The 21,186-nt window shown below is 66.3% G+C and carries 18 protein-coding genes; 4 read left to right on the top strand and 14 right to left on the bottom strand.

What is annotated here, in order from left to right; translation table 11 throughout:
• Window positions 1-9 precede the first annotated feature (9 nt).
• The gene (locus tag ACT3UE_RS09625; RefSeq protein ID WP_443384062.1) at window positions 10-459 is read right to left on the bottom strand and encodes an Lrp/AsnC family transcriptional regulator; all 450 of its coding nucleotides are present in this window, start codon (window positions 457-459) and stop codon (window positions 10-12) included.
• A 110-nt stretch (window positions 460-569) separates the two neighbouring features.
• On the opposite strand from ACT3UE_RS09625, the gene ACT3UE_RS09620 reads away from it, so the two are divergent.
• On the top strand, window positions 570-1,211 hold the full coding sequence (locus ACT3UE_RS09620; RefSeq protein WP_444566628.1) for a LysE family translocator: 642 nt from the start codon (window positions 570-572) through the stop codon (window positions 1,209-1,211).
• A 66-nt stretch (window positions 1,212-1,277) separates the two neighbouring features.
• On the opposite strand, the gene ACT3UE_RS09615 is transcribed toward ACT3UE_RS09620, so the two are convergent.
• The 3 genes from ACT3UE_RS09615 to ACT3UE_RS09605 form a co-directional block, all read right to left on the bottom strand.
• A complete protein-coding gene (locus tag ACT3UE_RS09615; protein WP_444566627.1) occupies window positions 1,278-2,462 on the bottom strand; it encodes a thermonuclease family protein in 1,185 nt (394 codons plus the stop codon).
• A gap of 82 nt (window positions 2,463-2,544) precedes the next feature.
• Window positions 2,545-3,729 (bottom strand): thermonuclease family protein, encoded by a 1,185-nt coding sequence (locus tag ACT3UE_RS09610; protein WP_444566626.1) that lies wholly within the window; start codon window positions 3,727-3,729, stop codon window positions 2,545-2,547.
• 292 nt (window positions 3,730-4,021) lie between these two features.
• A complete protein-coding gene (locus ACT3UE_RS09605; protein WP_443384058.1) occupies window positions 4,022-4,645 on the bottom strand; it encodes a TetR/AcrR family transcriptional regulator in 624 nt (207 codons plus the stop codon).
• A gap of 142 nt (window positions 4,646-4,787) precedes the next feature.
• Between ACT3UE_RS09605 and ACT3UE_RS09600 the strand changes: the two genes are divergently transcribed.
• Window positions 4,788-5,795, top strand: a complete 1,008-nt coding sequence (locus ACT3UE_RS09600; RefSeq protein WP_444566625.1) for an NADP-dependent oxidoreductase — start codon at window positions 4,788-4,790, stop codon at window positions 5,793-5,795.
• Window positions 5,796-5,849: 54 nt separating this feature from the next.
• On the opposite strand, the gene ACT3UE_RS09595 is transcribed toward ACT3UE_RS09600, so the two are convergent.
• The 6 genes from ACT3UE_RS09595 to deoD form a co-directional block, all read right to left on the bottom strand.
• Window positions 5,850-7,151: a Y-family DNA polymerase gene (locus tag ACT3UE_RS09595; protein ID WP_444566624.1), complete on the bottom strand. Its 1,302-nt coding sequence runs from the start codon at window positions 7,149-7,151 to the stop codon at window positions 5,850-5,852.
• Window positions 7,144-7,584, bottom strand: coding sequence for a LexA family protein (locus tag ACT3UE_RS09590; protein WP_444566623.1), 441 nt, complete (start codon window positions 7,582-7,584; stop codon window positions 7,144-7,146). Before ACT3UE_RS09590 ends, ACT3UE_RS09595 begins: the two co-directional genes overlap by 8 nt.
• Before the next feature lie 134 nt (window positions 7,585-7,718).
• A complete protein-coding gene (locus ACT3UE_RS09585; RefSeq protein ID WP_443384069.1) occupies window positions 7,719-9,335 on the bottom strand; it encodes a ribonuclease J in 1,617 nt (538 codons plus the stop codon).
• A 284-nt stretch (window positions 9,336-9,619) separates the two neighbouring features.
• A complete protein-coding gene (locus ACT3UE_RS09580) occupies window positions 9,620-10,027 on the bottom strand; it encodes an acyl-CoA thioesterase (protein ID WP_444561328.1) in 408 nt (135 codons plus the stop codon).
• Window positions 10,028-10,055: 28 nt separating this feature from the next.
• On the bottom strand, window positions 10,056-11,603 hold the full coding sequence (locus ACT3UE_RS09575) for an SLC13 family permease (RefSeq protein WP_444566622.1): 1,548 nt from the start codon (window positions 11,601-11,603) through the stop codon (window positions 10,056-10,058).
• Between the two features lie 103 nt (window positions 11,604-11,706).
• On the bottom strand, window positions 11,707-12,414 hold the full coding sequence (gene deoD, locus ACT3UE_RS09570; protein WP_444566621.1) for a purine-nucleoside phosphorylase: 708 nt from the start codon (window positions 12,412-12,414) through the stop codon (window positions 11,707-11,709).
• Window positions 12,415-12,503: 89 nt separating this feature from the next.
• Here deoD and ACT3UE_RS09565 point away from each other — a divergent pair, with 89 nt between their 5' ends.
• Window positions 12,504-14,150, top strand: coding sequence for an ABC1 kinase family protein (locus ACT3UE_RS09565; RefSeq protein WP_444566620.1), 1,647 nt, complete (start codon window positions 12,504-12,506; stop codon window positions 14,148-14,150).
• A 40-nt stretch (window positions 14,151-14,190) separates the two neighbouring features.
• Here the strand turns inward: ACT3UE_RS09565 and ACT3UE_RS09560 are convergent, their stop codons facing one another.
• The 3 genes from ACT3UE_RS09560 to ACT3UE_RS09550 all read right to left on the bottom strand — a co-directional run bounded on the left by ACT3UE_RS09560 (window position 14,191) and on the right by ACT3UE_RS09550 (window position 18,803).
• Window positions 14,191-15,717, bottom strand: coding sequence for a GMC family oxidoreductase (locus ACT3UE_RS09560; protein ID WP_444566619.1), 1,527 nt, complete (start codon window positions 15,715-15,717; stop codon window positions 14,191-14,193).
• A 71-nt stretch (window positions 15,718-15,788) separates the two neighbouring features.
• Window positions 15,789-17,219, bottom strand: coding sequence for an aldehyde dehydrogenase family protein (locus ACT3UE_RS09555; protein ID WP_444566618.1), 1,431 nt, complete (start codon window positions 17,217-17,219; stop codon window positions 15,789-15,791).
• A 150-nt stretch (window positions 17,220-17,369) separates the two neighbouring features.
• Entirely contained in the window at window positions 17,370-18,803 is a 1,434-nt protein-coding gene (locus tag ACT3UE_RS09550) for an NAD(P)-binding domain-containing protein (RefSeq protein WP_444554199.1), read from the bottom strand.
• A gap of 311 nt (window positions 18,804-19,114) precedes the next feature.
• On the opposite strand from ACT3UE_RS09550, the gene ACT3UE_RS09545 reads away from it, so the two are divergent.
• The gene (locus tag ACT3UE_RS09545) at window positions 19,115-19,660 is read left to right on the top strand and encodes a YceI family protein (protein WP_444566617.1); all 546 of its coding nucleotides are present in this window, start codon (window positions 19,115-19,117) and stop codon (window positions 19,658-19,660) included.
• Window positions 19,661-19,748: 88 nt separating this feature from the next.
• Here the strand turns inward: ACT3UE_RS09545 and ACT3UE_RS09540 are convergent, their stop codons facing one another.
• Window positions 19,749-20,747: an NAD(P)-dependent alcohol dehydrogenase gene (locus ACT3UE_RS09540; protein ID WP_444566616.1), complete on the bottom strand. Its 999-nt coding sequence runs from the start codon at window positions 20,745-20,747 to the stop codon at window positions 19,749-19,751.
• Between the last annotated feature and the right edge of the window lie 439 nt (window positions 20,748-21,186).

Raw genomic sequence — 21,186 nt, 5'->3', positions numbered from 1 at the left:
TGGCCACCCTTAGACCGGAAGTTCCCCCGCCCCCTTCAGGCTCTTCATCACGATCGTCGAGGTCAGCTTCTCCACTCCGGCCAGCCCCACCAGGACCTCGTCATAGAACTGCTGGTAGCTGGAGAGGTCGGTGGCCATGACCTTGAGCAGGAAGTCAGGTTCCCCGAATAGTCGTGAGCCCTCAACGATTTCCGGGATGGATGCCACCTCGTCCTCGAAGGCATACATGTTCTGCCGATCCTTCAGGGTGACGAACACCAGGGCCTGGAAGCCCAGCCCGATCCGGGGCGCGTCGAGGATCGCCCGGTAGCCCGAAACGACTCCGGCGGCTTCAAGGTCACGAAGTCGACGGTGACAAGGGGCGACGGTCAGACCCACTTCCGCGGCCAGGGCCGTGACGGTCATCCGACCATCCTGTTGAAGCAGGCGCAAAATATTTCTATCTATATCGTCAATCACGCAAGAACCTTATCGTGAGGCGCGTCGTTTCCTCGAAAAACGGTAAGCACTTTTGGGGCGGAGTTTCCTAAGCTTTCCCCGAAGAGCAACACGACCACCAGGAGCGCCTCATGGACCCACATCTGATCCTCGGATTCGCCGCCATGTCCGTCGCCCTGGCCCTGACGCCGGGCGCCGACTGGGCGTATGCGATTTCCTCCGGACTCAGCGGGCGAAGGATCGCCCCTGCCGTGGGTGGCCTGCTCAGCGGGTTCATGGTCCACACCCTGCTCATCGTCGCTGGTCTTGCGGCATTGGTCATTGCCCTGCCCCAGTTGCTGGCCGCCCTGACGCTTGTCGGTGCCGCCTATTTGATCTGGCTCGGTGTCTCGACCACCCGCTCCTGGCGCGACGCCGGCTACACCAGTGCCGCCGAGGGGGCCCAGCCCCCGCCCGGGAACGGCAGCAGCTTCCTGCGCGGGCTGGGCACCAGCGGAACCAACCCCAAGGCCCTGTTGCTCTATCTGGCCCTCATCCCGCAATTCATCGATTTGAATGCCGGGCTGCCGGCGCCGGTGCAAACCGGCATCCTGGGGATCTCCCATATCCTGGTTTCCGCCGTCGTCTACACCGGCGTCGCCCTCGGCGCCCGCCGTCTGCTGGCCAGCCGCCCGACAGCAGCCCGCATCGTCACGCTCTCCAGTGGCGTGATCATGCTGGGCCTGGGCGCCTTGTTGCTCGGTGAGCAGGTCATCAACCTCACGGCCGGCTAGCCGCGGGTTCCGCCCGGCTTCGTCCAAGGGCGCCGAGGCCCGGCGGGTTCCGTCGTGAGCGACGGCTCAGGGGCAGGGCTTCCAGGTCCTGCCACCGGGCGCGTAGCAACGAGGTCCGGTATATCCCGGATAGGGGGTGCCGGTCTTCTTCGGCACCTTCCTGGTGGCCGGAGGCGCAGCAGGAGCCTGCGCCGGCGCCTTCCGCGTTCTCCGCTTCGCTGCCTCGCGGGCTTCCTTGGCCTGGGCAGCCTGGCGGGCCACCCGTTGTCGTTCGGCGATCCGGGCCTTCTCCTGCCGGGCTGCCTCCGCGGCGGCAGCCCGGCTCGCCGCAGCGGCCTGTTGCGCGGCAACCGCCGCTGCCTTGGCCTCGGTCTTCTTCCGTGCTTCGGCTTTGGCCTTGGCCTTGGCCTTCACGGCGGCTTCGTGTTCCCGGGTCACCAGCAGCTGCCGGCGTTCCTTCAGGATGCCCTCCTGCCGGGTGGCTGCCGCCGTGGCCTTGGATAGCCGCGGAGCCAGTTTCCCGGCCACCACGGAACCAACGACGGCACGGACCGCGTCTCCGGAGTCATCGGTCCGGCCCAGCAGCAGATCGGCCGCCTTTCCCGCAGCAAGGGCCGTTGCCGCACCGGACAGGAGCCCCGAGGCCTCGGCAGAGGTTTGCGCGGTCGCCGTCGGAACCGTTGCCAGCTGGTCGATGGCCGATTCGATCTGAGCGGGAACGGTGCATTCGACCGTTGCACTAAAAAGTCCCGTTTCCTCCTCGAGCGCTTCCTGTTGGGCCGCGAGGACCTCGTCGTGGAAGCGGTGGTTGGGCTCGAACAGGACGGCCACCCCCAGGCCTTCGCGGGCGATGTCCGCATTGACCAGGTCCCCGTCCAGATAGACGCCGGCCAGGGTGCGATCGTAGCGATCGGTACGTTCGACGTCGTACTCGAGGTGGACCCCGGTTCCGGCAGGAAGCCGCTGGCGCAGATACTCGGTGGCCTCGGGGCCCAGGCACTGCACCGGGGTGTTGGGCTTCTTGGTCTCGGGGGTGTCGACGTTCAGCAGTCGGATGGTCTCCTCGGTTCCGTCGAGTGAGGCCACGAGGGTATCGCCGTCGACCACCCGGACCACGGTGGCATCCGCCCCGGAGCTGGACGGGGTGTCCACCGCCGCCGACCCGCCGGAGGTGCAGCCCGACAGGGCAACGGCGACCGCCACGGCAGCCACGACGAACCGCGGGCTCTTCCGCCATGGCGACGGGGTCACCGGATTCCGGACCGACATTGGTCTCCCCCCAGGATTGCCCGCACGCTTCGAATGGTTCAAAGCATAACCCCGGTGCGACCGATCACGGCTTCTTGTTCTTGCCGCCCCCGTCATGGCTCCTGCCGTGCTTCTTCTCTTTTTCCTTCTTCTTCTTGGCTTCTTCCTTCTTCTTCTGTTCGGCCTTCTTTTTCTGCTCGGCCTTCTTCTCGGCCGCCTTGCTCTTTTCGGCGGCCTTGCTCTTCTCGGCGGCCTTGCTCTTCTCCGCCGCCTTGCTCTTTTCAGCGTCTGCCTTGGCCTTCTGCGACGCGGCCGCACGCTCCTGGGCGGCCCGCTGCTCGGCAGCCCGCTGTTCCGCGGCGGCGCGTTCTGCGGCGGCCTTCTGCTCGGCCGCGCGTCGTTCGGCAGCGAGTTTGGCTTCTTCCTTCTTCTTCTTGTCCTCGGCCTTCTTCTTGGCCACCAGCTTGGTGTGGACGCCTTCGACTTCACCCAGGCGCTTCTTCGCCGCGCTGACGGTTCCGGAGATCTCCTTTTCCCACCGGGCCTTCTCGGAGGCATAGACCACGGCCTGCGCGGTACCTTCCTTGACGTCCATGCCGGTCAGCGATTCCTTGGCCGATTCGCCGTCCTTGAGCACCGATTTCAGGTCGTCGATCATGTCCTCGGCGGATTCGATGCTGCTCGGCGGGGCCTTCGACACGGACTGCATCCGCTTCATGGCCGGTTCCACCGTGGCGGCGATGGTGCATTTTTTGGAACCGTCGAACAGTCCCTTGCCCTGCTCCTGGGCGGAATCCTGGGCCTCCAGGACGCGGTCGTAGTAGGGGTTGTTGGGGCTTTGCTTTTCCGCGACGGCAAATCCTGCCTTGGCCATCTCCGCGTTGACGAAGTTGCCGGCGGAGAACGCCGCCGCCATGTTCTTCCTGCGCTTGGGAGGCATGTCGTCGTCGTATTCCAGACGGACCTTCTTGCCCTCCGGCAGCATCGTCTTCAGGTGTTCGGTGGCCTGGTCACCGAGGCATTCGGCATCATCGCCGGCGGCCGGGGCCAGGACGTTGAGCAGATCAACCGTCTTTTCCTTGCCGTCGACGTCGGCGATGAAGGTATCGCCGTCGAGCACCCGGACGACGACCCCGCCGAATTCAGGGACGTGGTTGTCCTTGAAATTGATGCGGCAGCCGGCCAACGACGACGTGACGACGAAGACTCCGACGACAACGGCCGCGGCCCTCTTCAAGGGGCGGTTGTTCAAAAGCGATGGATCCACCATGCGCTGGCCTCCAGTGGGTTGCGGGTGGTGTGACCACGGGCCGTGGACTACCGAATGTAGTACCACGGACCGGGATAGGCCAAGGCCACCCAACAAGTACGACGGCGGCCCGGTGGGCCACCCGGATCTATCGTCCGAGGCGCGCCGATGGCGCTAATGGTTGCGGAGGGGCGGGGTTGGACCCCGTTTCCGCGCATCCCGGGCGTCGGAGCGGGGCACAGCCGGGATGACATTCCACAAGGATTTTACCGTGGATCGACCGACAACCCCACATCGGCATGGTGCGCCGCCCTCAGGAGGCATGGGCCGGGGTGCTGAAGGCGGCCGCCGAACGCAGCGTGGCTTCCGCCTCCACGGGGTTGATCCGCGCCAGGGTCATCCCCGCGGTCAACAAGGCGAAGAGCAGACGGGCCCGCTCGTCGATCCGGGTTTCGGCCTGGGCGTCCGGTCCCTCCGGCGGGGCCTGATCCACGGCGGGCGCCGGCAGGTCACGGCGCAAGGCGGCAGCGAAGGCCCCGGTCACTTCGACCCGGTAGGCCTCCATGGCGGTACGCACCGCTTCGTCACGGCTGTTGCGTCCCGATGAGGCGGTGAGCAACAGGCATCCGCGCTGTGGGCCGACTTCCCCGCACACGGCATCGGCCAGGGAATCGAAGTAGGCGCCAAGCCCCGCGGCCCCGTCCCGGGCCGTGACCAGGACCTCGAGCCGGGGCCGGACCACCTGGTCCAGATAGCTCTGCACTGCCGCGTCGAAGAGCCCCCGCTTGGAGCCGAAGGCGTTGTAGATGCTCGAGCGGCCCAACCCCGTGGCCCGCTCCAGTTCGGGCATGGCCGCGGCATCGTAACCCGCGACCCAGAAGACGTCCCGGGCCGCTTGGATGACCTCATCCACGTCGAATGCCTTGCTCCGTGCCATGTGTCTCCTTCCGGCCCCGTCGAATCCCCCGGCATTGCGCTCGGGGTGAACTTCGCCTCAAAATGTTTATTTTGTATCGATCGTTCTAATATTATAGACCTATCGCAGTCAGCGATACCACCGACTTCAAGGGAGCAATTCCATGACTTCCAGTACACAGATCCAGCTCGCCCAGCGCCCCACCGGGTGGCCCGACCACGAGAACTTCCGCACCGCCGTCGTCGATCTTCCGGCATTGGGCGAAGGCGAGGTACGGGTCGCCAACGACTTCATCTCCGTCGACCCCTACATGCGCGGCCGGATGAACGACAACACCGGATCCTACATCCCCCCGTTCAACGTCGGCGAGGTCATGGGAGGCGGGGCCGTCGGCCGCGTCATCGAGAGCCGCGACGATTCGCTGGCCGAAGGCACCCTGGTCCTGCACGACCTGGGCTGGCGGGATGTCGCCCAGGGCCCTGCCGCAGGATTCCGCGCCGTACAGGAACTGCCGGGCCTGCCGGCGTCGGTCTACCTGGGCGCGTTGGGCATGACCGGCCTGACCGCCTGGGTCGGCCTGCTCGAGATCGCCTCCATGAAGGAAGGTGACACCGTCTTCGTCTCCGGTGCCGCCGGGGCCGTGGGGACGATGGTCGGCCAGATCGCCCGGCTCAAGGGCGCGGCCCGGGTCATCGGTTCGGCGGGCAGCCCCGAGAAGATCGAACTGCTGACCTCCAAGTACGGGTTCGATACCGCCTTCAACTACAAGGACGGCGATATCGCCGGCCAGCTGGCAGCAGCCGCCCCCGAAGGCATCGACGTCTACTTCGACAACGTCGGCGGCGAGCACCTCGAAGCAGCCCTCGGCACCCTGAAGACCGGTGGACGGGTGGCCCTGTGCGGGGCCATCTCGCAGTACAACATCACCGAGCCCGAGGCCGGCCCACGGAACATGGCCAACCTGATCACCAAGGGCCTGCGCCTGCAGGGCTTCACGGTCGGGAACTACACCGAGCACCTCCCGGCCTTCGCCGAACAGGCAGGGGCCAGGCTGGCGGCCGGGGAGCTCGTCTTCGACGAGACCGTGGTCGAGGGACTGGATCACGCGGTCGACGCGTTCCTGGACCTGATGCGCGGCGCCAACACCGGCAAGATGGTCGTCAAGCTCTAGCCGACACCATCCCGGGGCCCCGGCCTCCCCACCGCGGGGAGGCCGGGGCCGGATTCACGCGGTGACCACGGGCAGGTCGGACCATTCGGTGGTGTAGCGGGGCGAAGCGAATTCGCGTTTCATCGTCCAGGCCGCCGGTTCGGCCAGCCCGGCATGGCCCAACCCGATCGCCGCCTGTCCGAAACGGGCGCGCACATCCCCGAGCAGCGTCCCCATCCGGCGCTCCTCCCCCTCGGCCGTGAAGGCCTCGAAAGCCGCCTGGCCATCCGCCGGCTCCAGGCCCGAGAGCACCACCCCGGCCCGCACGTACCGCATCCCGGGGACCAACCGTTCCCGCATCGCCGCGACGGCGGTCCGGGTGAGCACGATCGGATCCTGCGTCGGCGCCGACAACCTCACGCCCACCACCGGATTCGCCCCCGGTGCTTCCGCGGATCCGGCAAAGCGGCTGACCCCGGCACTGACGGTGAGCATCGTGGCCCGCAATCCCTCGGCAGCCATCCGCGCGGCCCCGCGTTGGGCGTAGAGCGCCATCACCTGGTCCATGTCCGAGGCGGTGGTCACCGGGGTGGAGAAACTACGCGAGAACATGATCTGCGCCTTGTCCGCCCGCTCCTCGACCTCGGGAATGCACGGTGTGCCGTTGAGTTCAAGCACGGTGCGCTGCAGCACCACCGAGAACTTCTTGCGGATCACCAGCGGGTCCGCCGCCCGCAGATCGGCGATCGTTTCGATGCCCAGGGCGTTGAGGCGTTGCCCGTTTCTGGCCCCGACACCCCACAGCCCGGTGACGGGGACGCGTGATTGGATGCGGTGGATCTCCTCCGGCGGGACGCTGTCGAGTGAACAGACCCCACCCAGACCGGGGTTGTGCTTGGCCACGTGGTTGGCGAACTTCGCCAGGGTCTTGGTCGGGGCGACCCCCACGCAGACCGGGACCCCGACGTTGCGCCACACCGCTTCCCGGATCCGGCGCGCGCTGTCCCGCAGCCACGATTCGTCCCCCGGTAGCCCGATGAACGACTCGTCGATCGAGTAGACCTCCTGCCAGGCGCCGAACCGTCCGATGACCTCCATCACGCGGGACGACATGTCACCGTAGAGCTCGTAGTTGCTGGAGCGGGCCACCAGCCCCATGCCCTCCGCGCTCCCGGCGACCTGGAACCACGGGGTGCCGGTCTTGATGCCGAGCTGCTTGGCTTCGGGTGACCGGGCGACCACGCAGCCGTCGTTGTTCGAGAGCACGACGACGGGACGGCCTTCCAGTCGCGGGTCGAAGGCCCGCTCGCAGGAGACATAGAAATTGTTCACGTCCACCAGTGCCATGCGCCCGCGTCCGGGACCCGGCTCAGACATGGTGCAGGCAGCGGGTGACCACGCCCCAGACGGTGAGGTCCTCCAACGCCCGGACCATGACCGGACCGGTCGCGGGGTCGTCGGTGCGCAGCCAGACCCCATCGGCGTCGATGCCCAGGCGCCGGATGACCATTTCGGCCTCCAGGACGGCGATGACGACCCGGCCGTCGCGCACCGGAAGGGAGCGGTCCACGATCACCTCGTCCCCGTCGCAGATGCCCGAGGCGGCCATCGAGTTCCCCGCCACACGCATGATGAACGTGGACGTCCTATCGCGGATCAGATGCCGGTTCAGGTCGATCCCACCGTGGAAGTAGTCGCGGGCCGGGGACGGGAAGCCGCTGGCCTGGCGTTCCGCCGTCGGCCCGCCGGTGGCCTCATCCCCGCCGAAGGTGCCGGGCGGCGGGACATGCACGGGCTCCTGACCGAACACGACACCCCCCTGGAATAGAACAAACTTTCGATGACCAGCGTAGCATCACCGGCCCCGGTTCCCGAGCCGCCGTCGGGCACCAAAAAACCGGTCCCGATCGCAGGGATCGGAACCGGTTTGGTGGGCGGCGGAGCCTAGGCGTCGACGGTGATGACCGTGACGACGGGCTTGCGGCGCAAGGCGCGGTCGGACCAGCGCACCAGGGCCTGGGAGATCGCCCGTTCCGCGTCCGGCCCGGTCTTGACGCCCTTGAGTCCGTTGAGGGTCTTCTCCACGATGCCCACGGCCTTGCCGAGGTCCTTATTGGAGAAGCTGAAGCCCACCGGGAAGAACTCGGGGTCCTCCTCCAGGGCGCCGGTCGCCGGGTCCACGATGGCCAGCACGGTCAGCGCGCCGTCCTCGGCCAGACGGATGCGGTCCTGCAGGGACTCCTCCGTGGCCGCGCCGGCGACCATGTTCTCGACGTAGACGTAGTCGGCGGCGACGTTGCCCGAGACGCGGGCGACGCCGTCCTTGAGGTCGACGGTCACGCCGTCCTCGAGGACCAGTGCATTCTTGGGATCCACCCCGGTGCGCACCGCCAGTTCGGCGTTGGCCTTCAGGTGGCGGTGTTCGCCGTGGACCGGCATGACGTTCTTCGGGCGCACCAGATTGTAGCAGTACACCAGTTCGCCGGCCGAGGCGTGCCCGGAGACGTGGACCTTCGCGTTGCCCTTGTGCACCACGTTGGCGCCGAGCTTCGTCAGGTCGTTGATCAGGCGGTAGATCGAGGTCTCGTTGCCCGGGACCAGCGAGGAGGCCAGCAGGACGGTATCGCCTTCGATGAGGTCGATGATGTGGTCCTGGTTGGCCATGCGGGCCAGTGCGGCCATCGGTTCACCCTGCGAACCGGTGCAGATGATGACGACCTTCTCCGGCGCCATCTTGTCGACCTCCTTGAAGTCCACGAGCACGTTGCGCGGGATCTTCAGGTAGCCCAGCTCGCGGGCCGTGCCCATGTTGCGGACCATCGAACGGCCCACGAAGGCGACCTTGCGGCCGTACTTATGGGCGGAGTCGATGACCTGCTGGATGCGGTGCACATGCGAGGCGAAGGAGGAGACGATCACGCGGCGCGGGGCGGTACGCATGACGTTGTCGATGGCCGGCAGCAGATCGGCTTCGGCGGCCATGAAGCCCGGGACCTCGGCGTTGGTGGAGTCCGGCAGGAACAGGTCCACGCCTTCCTCGCCCAACCGGGCGAAGCCGGCCAGGTCGGTGATGCGGCGGTCCAGCGGGAACTGGTCCATCTTGAAGTCGCCCGTGGCCAGCACGGTGCCGGCACCGGTGCGGATCGCCACGGCCAGGCCGTCGGGGATGGAGTGGTTCACGGCCAGGAACTCGAGGTCGAAGGGACCGAACTTCTTGCGTTCGCCTTCCTTGACCTGGACCACGTTGGGCTTGATCCGGTGTTCCTGCAGCTTGGTCTTCACGAAGGCCAGCGTCAGCCGGGCGGAGATCAAGGGGATGTCGGCGCGTTCACGCAGCAGGTACGGGATGCCGCCGATGTGGTCCTCGTGGCCGTGGGTGAGCACGAGGCCCACCACATCGTCCAGGCGGTCGCGGATCGCCGAGAAGTCCGGGAGGATGACGTCGACGCCGGGGTGCTGTTCCTCGGGGAAGAGGACGCCGCAGTCGACGATGAGCAACTTGCCACCGTATTCGAAGACGGTCATGTTGCGGCCGATCTCTCCCAGGCCGCCCAACGGCATGACACGCAGGGCTCCCTTGGCGAGTGCGGGCGGGGTCTGGTGCTGCTTTTTTCTCAAGAGTGTCCGTTCTCTGTGCTGTTCTGGTTTCTTCGGTATCCGGCCGGCAGCGTCAGGTGAACAGTCGACGCCGGAGCGAACCGGGAAAATCAAGGGCTTCAGCGACCCACGGGCGGCAGAAGCATATCTACCTCGACTTTACCACCGCTTCGGCGCTACGCCGCCGTCGGGCCCCGCGCAGCAGCGACCCCGCGCGCTTCCGGAGGAGGAATCGTGCGGTGGACCGGTTATTCGGCGGGGTCCTGCACCAGATGCCTGCCCAATGCCTCGCGCTCGTCATCGGTCAACGCGCGGGAGGCCGCACCGTCGGCCGCCAACGGGACGATGACCGTGGTGCCCACGAACACGGTCGTCCCGTCCTGGACGCCGGTGTGTCGCAGGGTGAAGGATTTCGTCCCGATGCGCTCGATGCCCAGGCCGATGGTCATCGACGGGATGTATTCGGCCTGGGCCAGGTAGTCCACGGTCATCGAGGCGACGACCACCCCCATCAGCAACCGGGCGAACCCGTCCTCGGTGCGGATCCACCGCACCCTGGCTTCCTCCATGAGGGTGACGATGCGGGCGTGGTTCAGGTGGCCGTTGGCATCCTGATCCGACCAGCGCAAGGCAATGGTGACGTCCGTGGAACTCATGGCCCCACCCTACCGGGGCCGCTGGCGGCTAATAGACGACGTCGAAGACCCAGACCGCCAACGTCATGGTGGTCAAAGTGGTCAGGACCAGCGAGATGACGTTCAGCCAGATGCCGGCCTTGAGCATGTCGGAGATCTCGACGTAGCCGCTGGAGTAGGCGATGGCATTGGGCGGGGTGGCCACCGGCAACATGAAAGCACAGGTGGCGGCGATGGCGACGGGAACCACCAGGAGCATCGGGTCCAATCCCAGCCCGACGGCGACCCCTCCGATCAGCGGCAGGAACGCGGCCGCGGTGGCCGTGTTGCTGGTCAGTTCCGTCAGCCCCAACACGATCAGGGCCACGGCGGCGATCAGGACCACCACCGGCAGGAAGCCCAGGCCGTCCACTTGTTCGCCGACCCATTTGCTTAGGCCGGTTTCGGTGAATTGAGCCGACAGGGCCAGCCCGCCGCCGAAGAGCAGCAGGATGTCCCAGGGCAGTTCCTTGGCACTGCCCCAGTTCAGCAGCGGGACGCCCTTGCGCAGGTTCGCCGGGATGATGAACAGGGCCACGGCGACGCACATCGCAATGACGGCATCCTCGATGGAGGTATCGGGCCACAGCAGCGGCACGGTGATCCAGGAGGCCGCGGCGAGCACGAAGATCGCCAGGACCAGTTTCTCCCCGACGTTCATCCGGCCCAGCTTCTTGTACTCATCGGAGATGAGCTGGCGGCCGCCGGGGATCTCGCTGATCTCGGGCTTGAAGATCACGAAGGTCAGCAGGTACCAGGCCACCGCCATGAAGACGACCGACATGGGAACGCCCACCAGCATCCACTGTCCGAAACCGACATGGATGTCGTGGGCCTGTTGCAGATAACCCACCATCAGGGCGTTGGGCGGGGTCCCGATGACGGTGCCCAGCGAGCCGATGGAGGCGGAGTAGGCGATGCCGAGCATCAGGGCGATCCCGAATTTCGGGGGTACCTTCTTCTCATCGCTCATCCGCGCGGTCAACGCCAGCACCGACATCCCGATGGGCAGCATCATCACCGCCGTGGCGGTGTTGGACACCCACATGCTCATGAACCCGGTGGCGATCATGAACCCGCCGATCAGCTGGCGGGGCTTGGTCCCCACCAGCAGCACGGTGGCCAGCGCGATCCGCCGGTGCAGGTTCCACCGTTGCAGGGCCAGGGCGAGCATGAAGCCACCCATGAACAGGAAGATGATCGGATTCGCATACGGTGCCGCGGCATCGCCCATTCCGGCGACGTTGAGCATGGGGAACAACACGAGCGGAAGCAGCGCGGTGGCGGCCAACGGGATCGCCTCGGTCATCCACCACAGGGCCATCACGGTCGCCACCGCGGCGGTGAACCGGGCGGGTTGGGCCAGATCGCCGGGCAGCAGGAAGAAGACGACGACGGCCAGCACCGGCCCGGCGAAGAGACCGATCCGCTTGCGCATCAACACGGCCGGGCTTTGGGCGGATTCGCGCAGCCCGGGCGCCTGTTCGGCGTCGTCCTCCGCAGTGGCGTCCGGGGCATCGTTCGGACGGGTATCCGGTTCGTTTGACGGCGTTGTCATCACGGTCCTTCTGCTGGCGCGGACGGGATGGTTCGGTCCCGTCCGCCCACTATCTCCGATACGGGCTCTTCTGCCCAGAGCACCACGCGGGCCGGCGCGGACTTCAGGAACGCAATGCCGCCAACGCGAACCCCACCATCTCGGTGAAGGTCTCCTCGCGTTCCTGCGCAGTGAGATCAGAGCTGCCCGGGCTGCCATCGGAGACGGTGCCCAGCATCAGGGTCTCGATCTTTTCCCGCATGCCCACCGCATACAGGGCGGCGGCTTCCATCTCGACCGCCAGGGTGCCGGCCTCGACGAGCCGGGCCATGGCCTCGGGGTCGCCGTTGTAGAAGTCGTCGCTGGTCAGCACGGAGCCGACATGGACCGTCTTCCCGCTGTCCTCCCCATGGGCGACGGCGGCACGCAACAACCCGAAATCGGGGGTGTGGCTGATGTGGACACCGGGGAAACGCACCGCGGTCATCGCCGAGGTGGTGTGGGCTGCGGCGGCGGCGATGACGTCCCCGACCTTCAGCTGCGGTTGCATGCTGCCCACGGTGCCGACCCGGATGATCCGCTTCACCCCGTAGAACCTGGCCAGTTCGGTGGCATAGATGCTGATCGAGGGGCTTCCCATGCCCGAGGCCATCACCGACACCGGCTGGCCGTCGACGGTTCCGGTGTAGCCCTGGATGCCACGGACCTCGGTGACCAGGCGCGGGTCCTCCAGGAAGGTCTCGGCGATGCGCTGGGCGCGTCGCGGATCCCCGGGCATCAGCACGTGGGGTGCGAAGTCGCCGGGTTCTGCTGAGATATGCGGGGTGGCCATGACTCTCCTGGATGGTCGGGGGCGGTCGGGGTGGTTGCACGGGAGGATAGCATGACCGACATGGGAACCTCCTCACACCGTGGAATGCCATGACCGGTCGCCGCGAACGCTTCCGCGATATTGCCGAGACCTTCAGCCGGCACGGTTTGGGCTTCCTGCTCGCCGCCTTGGGCGTGGACGCCCGCATCCTGGGTCCCGCGGCCCGGTTCCCCGCAGGCCAAGGCCAGAACCAGGGGCTGCCCCAACGACTACGCCTGGCCCTGGAGGAGCTGGGGGCCGTGTATGTGAAGTTCGGCCAGGTCCTTTCCACCCGCTCCGATCTCCTGCCGGCCGAGTACGTGACGGAACTGGCCAAACTCCAGGACGGGACCCCCTCGGTGCCCTTCGACGGAATCCGCGAGGTCATCGAGGCCGAGCTGGGGCCCGAGGCCCCGAAGCTGCTGGCCACCATGGATCCGAGTCCGCTGGCCACCGGTTCCATCGGCCAGGCGCATCTGGCGACGGTGAAGGGCCGCGACGTCGTCGTCAAGATCCGCCGCCCCGGCATCGTGGAACAGGTCAACAACGACCTGGAGATCATGGCAGAAATCGCCAAGCTGGCCGAACAGGCCTCGGCCACCGCCCGGGGGCTGCATCTGGCCGATACCGTCGACGAGTTCGCCCGGACGCTGCGCGGGGAACTGGACTACCTCGCCGAGGGCCGCAACGCCGAACGGTTCGCCAAGGATTTCGCCACCGATCAGAAGGTCCACATCCCCGAGGTCTTCTGGAGCACGACGACGTCGCGGGTGTTGACCCTTGAGCGCATGCGCGGGCTGAAGATCACCGATGTCCAGGGACTGCGTGACACCGGGTTGGACCCCACGGACGTGGCCTCCCGGGCGTGCAACGTGCTGCTGCGCATGGTTTTCGAACACGGGTTCTTCCATGCCGATCCGCATCCGGGGAACTTCTTCGTCGAGGACGACGGACGATTCGGCATCATCGACTTCGGCATGGTCGGACACGTCAGCGACGACCTGAAACGCCAACTCGTGAAGCTGCTGCAGGCCATCGTGGTCCGGGACCCCCACCGGATGACCACCGCCCTGTTGCGGCTCTGCGGGGGCGGGCAGAGCACGCGGCGGGCGGAACTCCAAGCACATCTGGCCCGGTTGCTGGACCGCTACGCCGATCAGCCGTTGGCCCAGGTCCCGCTGACGCTCATCGTCAACGACGTGGTCGCCATGTTGCGTCGCCACCAGCTCCGACTCCCACCCGATACCGCCTTGCTCATCAAGATGCTGGCCATGGCCGAGGGACTGGGCCAGGAGATCGACCCGGCCTTCGACCTGCTCTCCGAGGTCTCGCCCTACGCGCGCCGACTCATGCTGGCTTCGGTCTCCCCCTCCGCCATCGCCGAACAGCTCAAGCTGATCGCCTCGGAGGCACTGAACCTCGGGTCGGAAGCGCCGGAACTGATTCGCCGGGCCACCGAAATCCTGGAAAGCGGAGGCGTGGACGTACGCATCCGCACCGAGGAACTCGACGAGCTCATGGACCGGTTGGACCATACCGGCAACCGGATCGTGGCCGGGCTGGTCACCGCCGCACTCATCACGGCGGTCGGCGGGCTGGTGGGCAGCCAGCCGACGCGTTGGCATCGCTGGCCCCAGGCCCTCTTCACCGCCGGCGTGGGTGGGGTAGGCGCCCTGGGCGGCTACCTGGCCTGGACCTCACGCCGACGGCGAAGCTGATCACGGCCGGCGTTCCAGCCCGCCGCCGTCCGGCGTGGACTCACTCCTGGAGCAACATCAGCGCCGCCCGTTCACCGATCATCACCGAGGGTGCGTTGGTGTTGCCGGTGGGAACCAATGGCATGACCGAGGCATCGGCGATGCGCACGCCGTCGAGACCGCGGACCTTCAGGGTGCGCGGATCCACGACGGCCTCGGCGTCCAAACCCATGCGGCAGGTGCCGACCTGGTGGTGATAGGTCACCACCGAGTCGCGTACGTACTGCTCCAGGTCCTCGTCGGCGACCTGAGGTCCCGGGTAGACCTCGGTGGCACCCCAGGCAGCCAAGGCCTCCGTGCGACCGATCCTCCGACAGTGGACCACCGAGGCCACGAGGGCATCGACATCGGCTCGTTCGGAGAGTGCCCGCAGGTCGATGCTGACCGGATCCGATGCTTCCGGCCCGGTCAGACGGACCTCTCCCCGGCTGTGCGGACGGACCAGACCGCCAAGCATCGAGAATCCCCCGTCGGCACCGGTCATCTCCCCTCCCGCATAGTCCTGCGAGTACATCGGCACGGAGAAGAAGATCGGTTGGGTATCAGGGACTTCCAGGTCCGGGCGGCTCTTGGCGAAGAGGTGCACCTCCGCGGGGGCGGCGGTCAGTTCCGGCACCGGGCGGTCGCTCGAGAAGATCACGGGTGACAGCAGGTGGTCTTGGAGGTTTTTACCCACTCCGGGAAGGTCGTGGACGACGTCGATGCCGACTTCTGCCAGTTCATCCGCCGGGCCGATCCCCGAGCGCAGCAGCAGCTCGGGGGAATTGATGACTCCGGCCGCAAGAATGGTCTCCGCCGCGCGCAACACCCGCTGGCCACCGCTATCCTCCACCTCCACCCCGAGGACGGTGCCGTCTTCGATGAGCAACCGGTGGGCCCGGGTCCCGGTGAGCAGGGTGAGATTCGGGTGGTCGGCCACGGGCTTGAGATAGGCGTGCCAGGTATTGAATCTCTGCCCGTCCCGGACATTGAGCTGCATCCGGGAAACGCCCTCGGGGTTCCCCGAGTTGTAGTCATCGTTGAGCTCGAAACCGGCTTCGACGGCGGCCTCGAGCATCGAGTCCTGGATCGGATTGTGCTCGTAACCGGTGCTCACGTCCAGCAGCCCGTCACCACCGCGTGTCTCCGAGGCCCCGCCATCGTAGTTTTCGATCTTCTTGAACAGCGGAAGAACGTCCTTCCAGGACCAGCCCGGGCACCCGAGGTAGGCCCAGGTGTCGTAGTCCTGGCGGGCGCCTCGGACCCAGATCGTGGCGTTCAGCGCATGGGAGCCGCCCATGACCTTGCCCCGCGGCAGGTGCAGGCTACGCCCTGCTGCCCCGTCCTGCGCAGTGCTGTAGTAATCCCAATCCTGTTCGCTATGCCAGAGGGCACCGAGCGTGCAGACATTGGCGATGTCGGGGTTGGTGTCCTGTTCCCCTGCTTCGATCACGGCGACCCGTTTTCCCGCGTCAAGCAGGCGTCTGGCGATGACGTTGCCGGCGGAGCCCGCGCCGATGACAAGGTGGTCGAATTGCTGGTCTTCCATGTGTTCCTCTCCGTGGCACGCGCGATGCGATCAACCAGGCGTTGTCGATGTGGGGGCGCGGTCTCGGCCGGTCAGCCGGCGATGACCTGCGGGACGCCCAGGGCCTTGAGTCCGGCGACGCCGAATTCGAGTCCGTAGCCGGACTGCTTGACCCCGCCAAAGGGGACCCGCGGGTCCACGGCCCCGTGCTTGTTGATCCACACGGTGCCGGCTTCGATGCGGGCGGCAACCTCACGGGCCCGTGCCGGGTCGGCCGACCAGACGGAGGCACCGAGGCCCACGTCCAAGCCATTGGCCATCTGCACGGCTTCGTCGATCGTCGAGTAGCGGATGATCGGCAGGGCAGGACCGAACTGTTCCTCGGCCACCAGCGGGTTGGCATTGTCGATGTCGGCGACCAGGGTCGTCGGGTAGAAATACCCGGGCTGGCCGGACTCCGGGTTCCCTCCCATGAGCATCCGGGCCCCCGAGGCCCTGGCGTCCTCGACGAGCTTCGCAACGATGTCGTATTGGGCCTGGTTCTGCAGCGGGCCCAGCACGTTCCCCTCGTCCAGCCCGATACCCATGGGCATCTTCCCCGCCACCTCGACCAAGGCATCGCAGACCTGGTCGTAGATGGCGTCCGGGACGTAGAGCCGTTTCATGGCTGCGCAGGTTTGCCCGGTATTGATGAAGGCCCCCCAGAAGAGGTCCTCGGCAATGGCTTGGGGGTCGACGTCGTCGAGCACGATCCCCGCGTCGTTGCCGCCGAGTTCCAGGGTCAGGCGTTTCACGGTGTCGGCGGAGGAACGAATGATCGCCTTGCCCGTGGCGGTGGATCCGGTGAACATGATCTTGTCGACGTCCTTGTGGGCGGATAGTGCCTCACCGACGTCGCGGCCGCCGGGGACCACCTGTAGCAACCCCTCCGGCAGTGCCTGGTTCATCACCGCTGCCAGGGCCAATACCGACAGCGGGGTGTATTCGCTGGGCTTGAGGACCACGGTGTTGCCCATGCGCAATGACGGGGCGATCTGCCAGACGGAGATCATCATCGGCCAGTTCCACGGGCCGATGGCCCCCACGACCCCCAGTGGACGGTAGTGCACCACGGCATGGGTTTCCCCGTCGTCCACCACGACCTCGGGTTCGAGTTCGAAAGCGGCTGCGGCCCGCAGCCAGGCCGAACACGCCCCCACTTCGAAGCGGGCGTTGGGCCCGTTCAGCGGCTTGCCCTGTTCGCGGGAGAGTAGTTCGGCCAACGCCTCGGCGGAGGCCTCCACCGCGTCGGCCGCCGCGTTGAGGTACTCGCTGCGCTCGGCGTGGGAGCGCGCGCCCCACCCCGGTTGCGCCGACCTGGCGACGGAGACGGCCGCATCCAGGTCGGCGGCGGTCTGCACGGGGGTCTGCCCGATGAGTTCTCCGGTGGCCGGGTCGCTGATGGCGCGGCCCTCCCCCGATCCGACGATCCGGGCCAACAGATCCTGGTAGGTCATTGTCGCGGTGGCCGGCTGCGTGCTCATGGGCTGCTCCTATGCTGCGTGCGCCGCCCGGGGGACGGCGCGTGGTGGTCACTGACCTCCCACTTTGCCGTGGAACAGCGCCGGTGTCTTGTCTTTCCGGGTTCCGGTGTTGGACGCCAGCGCAGTGTTCCCCGACCCGCAGCGGAAAGACTACCGGCCCGCCTCCTGGACGTCACCGTCCACCATCTCCTCCAGGGGGTCGACTTCAGGGGTCGAAAGGTAGCGTTCCAGACTGTCATCCAACTCGCGCAGCCACGGGGTATGGTGCGTGGCCGCCATCGTTCCGGTCTTCACCGATCTGTAGGTCTTATCCCGGTAGGTCAGGATGTTCTTCTGCTTATCTTCCTTCCAGGCCAGGAAGATCTCCACGACCTCATCGACGTCGAAGGGCGGGTAGTCGGTGGCCTCGAGCAGGTCACGGATGTAGTCGGCCTGGAACCGTACTTCATCGGCATCGCCGTCGATGGCCAGGAAGCTCTCACGCCAGCGGCGCATATGCTCGGTGCGCTCCTGGGCCGAGGGCAGCTGGGTTTGCCCGAGGATCACATCACGCACATACCAGGCTTGGGCGTCGAACATGTTGAAGGTGAACCACTGGTCCTGGGCACCGAGGTAGAAGAGCTTCTCGTTGACGTCGGAGACGACGCCGCGGTACAGGCCGTCCGGGTAGACGTTATTGGGCGAATTCAGCGCCACGTCGGCAGGAAGGAACGGGTACTTATGCAGATAGCCGGTGCACAGGATCACTGCGTCAACGTGGCGGGAGGTGCCGTCGACGAAGTGGACGATCTGGCCCTCGAACCGATCGATCAGCGGTACTTCCTGCATCCCGGTGGGCCAGTCGTAGCCCATGGGGCCGCTGCGGTAGCTCAGCGTCACCGAACGTGCACCCATCTTGAAGGCCTGGACGCCGATGTCCTCGGCTGAATAGCTGGCGCCGATCAGCAGGACGTCCTGATCGGCCAGCTTCTCGGCACCGCGGAAGTCGTGGGCGTGGTGCAAGGTCCCGTGGAAGGTCTCGATGCCTGCGAAGTCGGGGACGTTGGGGAAACTGAAGTGTCCGGAACCGACGACGACGTGGTCGAATTCCTCGGTCTTGCTGGTGCCTGCGGACAGGTCATCCACGACCACCGTGAACTTCTGCGATTGCTCGCTAAAGTGGACCCACCGCACCGCATGGCAGAAGTGGACCTGCTCCTTGAGCCCGGACTGGGCCATCCGCCCGTCGATGTAGTCCCACAGCACCGGTCGTGGTGGGTAGGAGGAAATCGGGCGGCCGAAATGTTCGTCGAAGCTGTAGTCGCTGAATTCCAGTGCTTCCTTGGGGCCATTGGACCAGAGGTTGCGATACATGCTCGAGTGCACCGGCTCGCCGAACTCATCGATCCCGGTGCGCCAGTTGTAGTTCCATTGCCCGCCCCAGTCGTCCTGCTTTTCGTAGCAGACGACCTCCGGGACGTCCTTGCCGGCCTGTCGTGCTGCCTCGAAGGCTCGCAGTTGTGCCATGCCGCTGGGTCCGGCCCCAATAATTGCCACGCGTTGTGCCACGAAAATCCATCCTTCCGGCCTCTTCGGCCCCTGCATCAGCTGGGCCGCACGGAGTCCCGGAGTAACCGGTAGTACACCTCGACGCACGGCTTCAGTCGTCTTCTGTCCCGCCTGCCGCGCTGAAGTTCCGCTGCGGTCCTTACGGACGGTGGGTGCGTGGAATCCGCACCGTGAATCCTCCGACCTTACCACCGGGTAGGTTTTTGCCCTGCCGCCCGTCGGACACGCTTCCGGAGGCCGACCTGGGGAATCAAACAAATATTAACTTGACGCATCAACTATATGCGTTCACGATAGATGCATACGCATACAAAACTTGCTTGATCGACACCCCTCAGGAGACAGACATGGCAGCAACCTTGACCCCCGGCATCTGGCAGCTCGACACCGCGCACACGGACATCGGATTCAGTGTTCGGCATGCCGGCATCAGCAAGGTGCGCGGGTCTTTCACCGACGCCGACGCCACCTTGGAAGTCCACGATTCCCTCGCGTCCTCCACCGTGAGGGCCTCCATCAAGACCGACTCCTTCGATTCCAAGGACCCCAATCGCGATGGACACGTCAAAGGCGCTGACTTCTTCGACGTCGAGGAGTTCCCCGAGATGAGGTTCGTTTCCACCGGCGCGCAGGGCTCCACGGAGGAATTCACCCTCTCCGGTGAATTGACCATCAAGGAGACGACCTTGCCCGTCGAGCTCGAGGTCGAATTCGGCGGAGTCGCCGTCGACCCCTTCGGCACCACCCGGGCCGGCTTCTCGGCCACCACCCAGATCTCCCGCAAGGCCTTCGGCATCACCTGGAACGCAGCACTCGAGGCCGGTGGAGTCCTGGTCGGAGATCAGGTCACCATCACGGTCGACTCGGCCTTCGTCCTGCCCGCCGCAGACTAGCCGGATCAGGTCAACGGATCACGACGCCAGCCACGCCCCGACACGGGGTGGCGGCTGGCCTCTTGTGGCCCAGCGTCCCTGGAAGTCGCTAGTTCAACACCACTGCCTTGAGGGAATCCGATTCCCGCGCGGCCAACGTCAGCGCGAATTCCGTCTCCTCCAGAGCGAAACGGTGGGTGATCACGGCCTCCACATCGACGGCACCGGAGGCGATGAGACCCAAAGCCGTCGGATAGGTGTTCGCATACCTGAAGACCCCGCTGATGGTCAGCTCCCGGCCCTGGATGAGCGGCACACTCACGGAAACCTCGTCGGTACCCATCCCGACCAGCACGGCCCGTCCGGCGGGAGCCAGCGCGCGGAGTCCGTGATCCAGTGCGGCTCCAGCGCCGGAGCATTCCAGCAGAACGGTGAAGTCCCCGGGCAGTTCCTCCCCGGCCCGTACCGCCTCCAACCCCATCGCTCTGGCCACCGACAGTCGATACTCGTTCACGTCCGTCACGGTCACCCCATCCGCTCCCTGGGCGCGGGCGACCTGCGCCGCGAGCAGGCCGATCGGTCCCGCCCCGGCGACCAGCACCCGATCCCCCGCGGTGATGGAGGCCTTGCGGGCAGCCCACACCCCCACCGAGACGGGCTCTGCCAGGGCCGCCTGCTCGAGAGAGATTTCCCCCGGAGCCCGGTGGGCGAAATCGGCGTCGATCACCACGTACCTGGAAATGGAACCGTCCACCGGTGGGGTCGCGAAGAAGACGACCTCGGGGCACAGGTTATAGCGTCCAGACCGGCACTGGAGACAGCGCCGGCAGGGCACCCCGGGCTCCAAGGCGACCTGCTCGCCCACCCTCGACGGATCGACCCCCGAGCCGACGGCAGTGATGAGGCCCGCCGACTCATGACCGATCACCATCGGGGCCTCCAACACGAAATCCCCGATCCGGCCCTGCTCGTAATAGTGGATATCCGAGCCGCAGATGCCGGTGGCCTTCACCGCGACCAGGACCTGGCCATGGTCCGGGGCCGGAACCGGCCGGTCCTCGATGACGACCTCACGGATGCCACGAAGAACTGCGCTGGGATTTTCCATGGTTCTGATGCTATCGCCTCCCGCCGGCAGCCGGGCAGCATCGGCGGTCCAGGAAATCAACCTACTTCTTTTCTGAAAAGTTACTAGAAAATCTTACGACTGGCGTTAGTGTGGAGCACAGGTAGTCATCATCCGGGGGGAAGCGTGCAGGACATATTCACGTCAGGGGGCCCTGCTCATGGTGGCTTCGATGCCTGATGCTCCTCAAGACCGGATTCCTTCCCCTGCAGAGGGAACGACGGAGACCGATCTGGTTCGGCGGTTGGCCAACGGCGACACCGGGGCGATGGAGGCCTTCTATGAACTGACGTGCCGGCGGGCCTACGGCTTGGCCTGCCATATCCTCGGTGATCCGCTGCGGGCCCAATCAGTTCTTCACGATGTCTACCTGGATGCCTGGCGCAGGATGCGTCGGGACTGCCCCGCGACGGGGACCGAG

The sequence above is a fragment of the Arthrobacter sp. 179 genome, assembly GCF_052379645.1.
Classification (GTDB): domain Bacteria; phylum Actinomycetota; class Actinomycetes; order Actinomycetales; family Micrococcaceae; genus Arthrobacter_H.
Note: the sequence above shows the minus strand (reverse complement) of the source record. Positions and strands in the feature narration are given on the sequence as shown.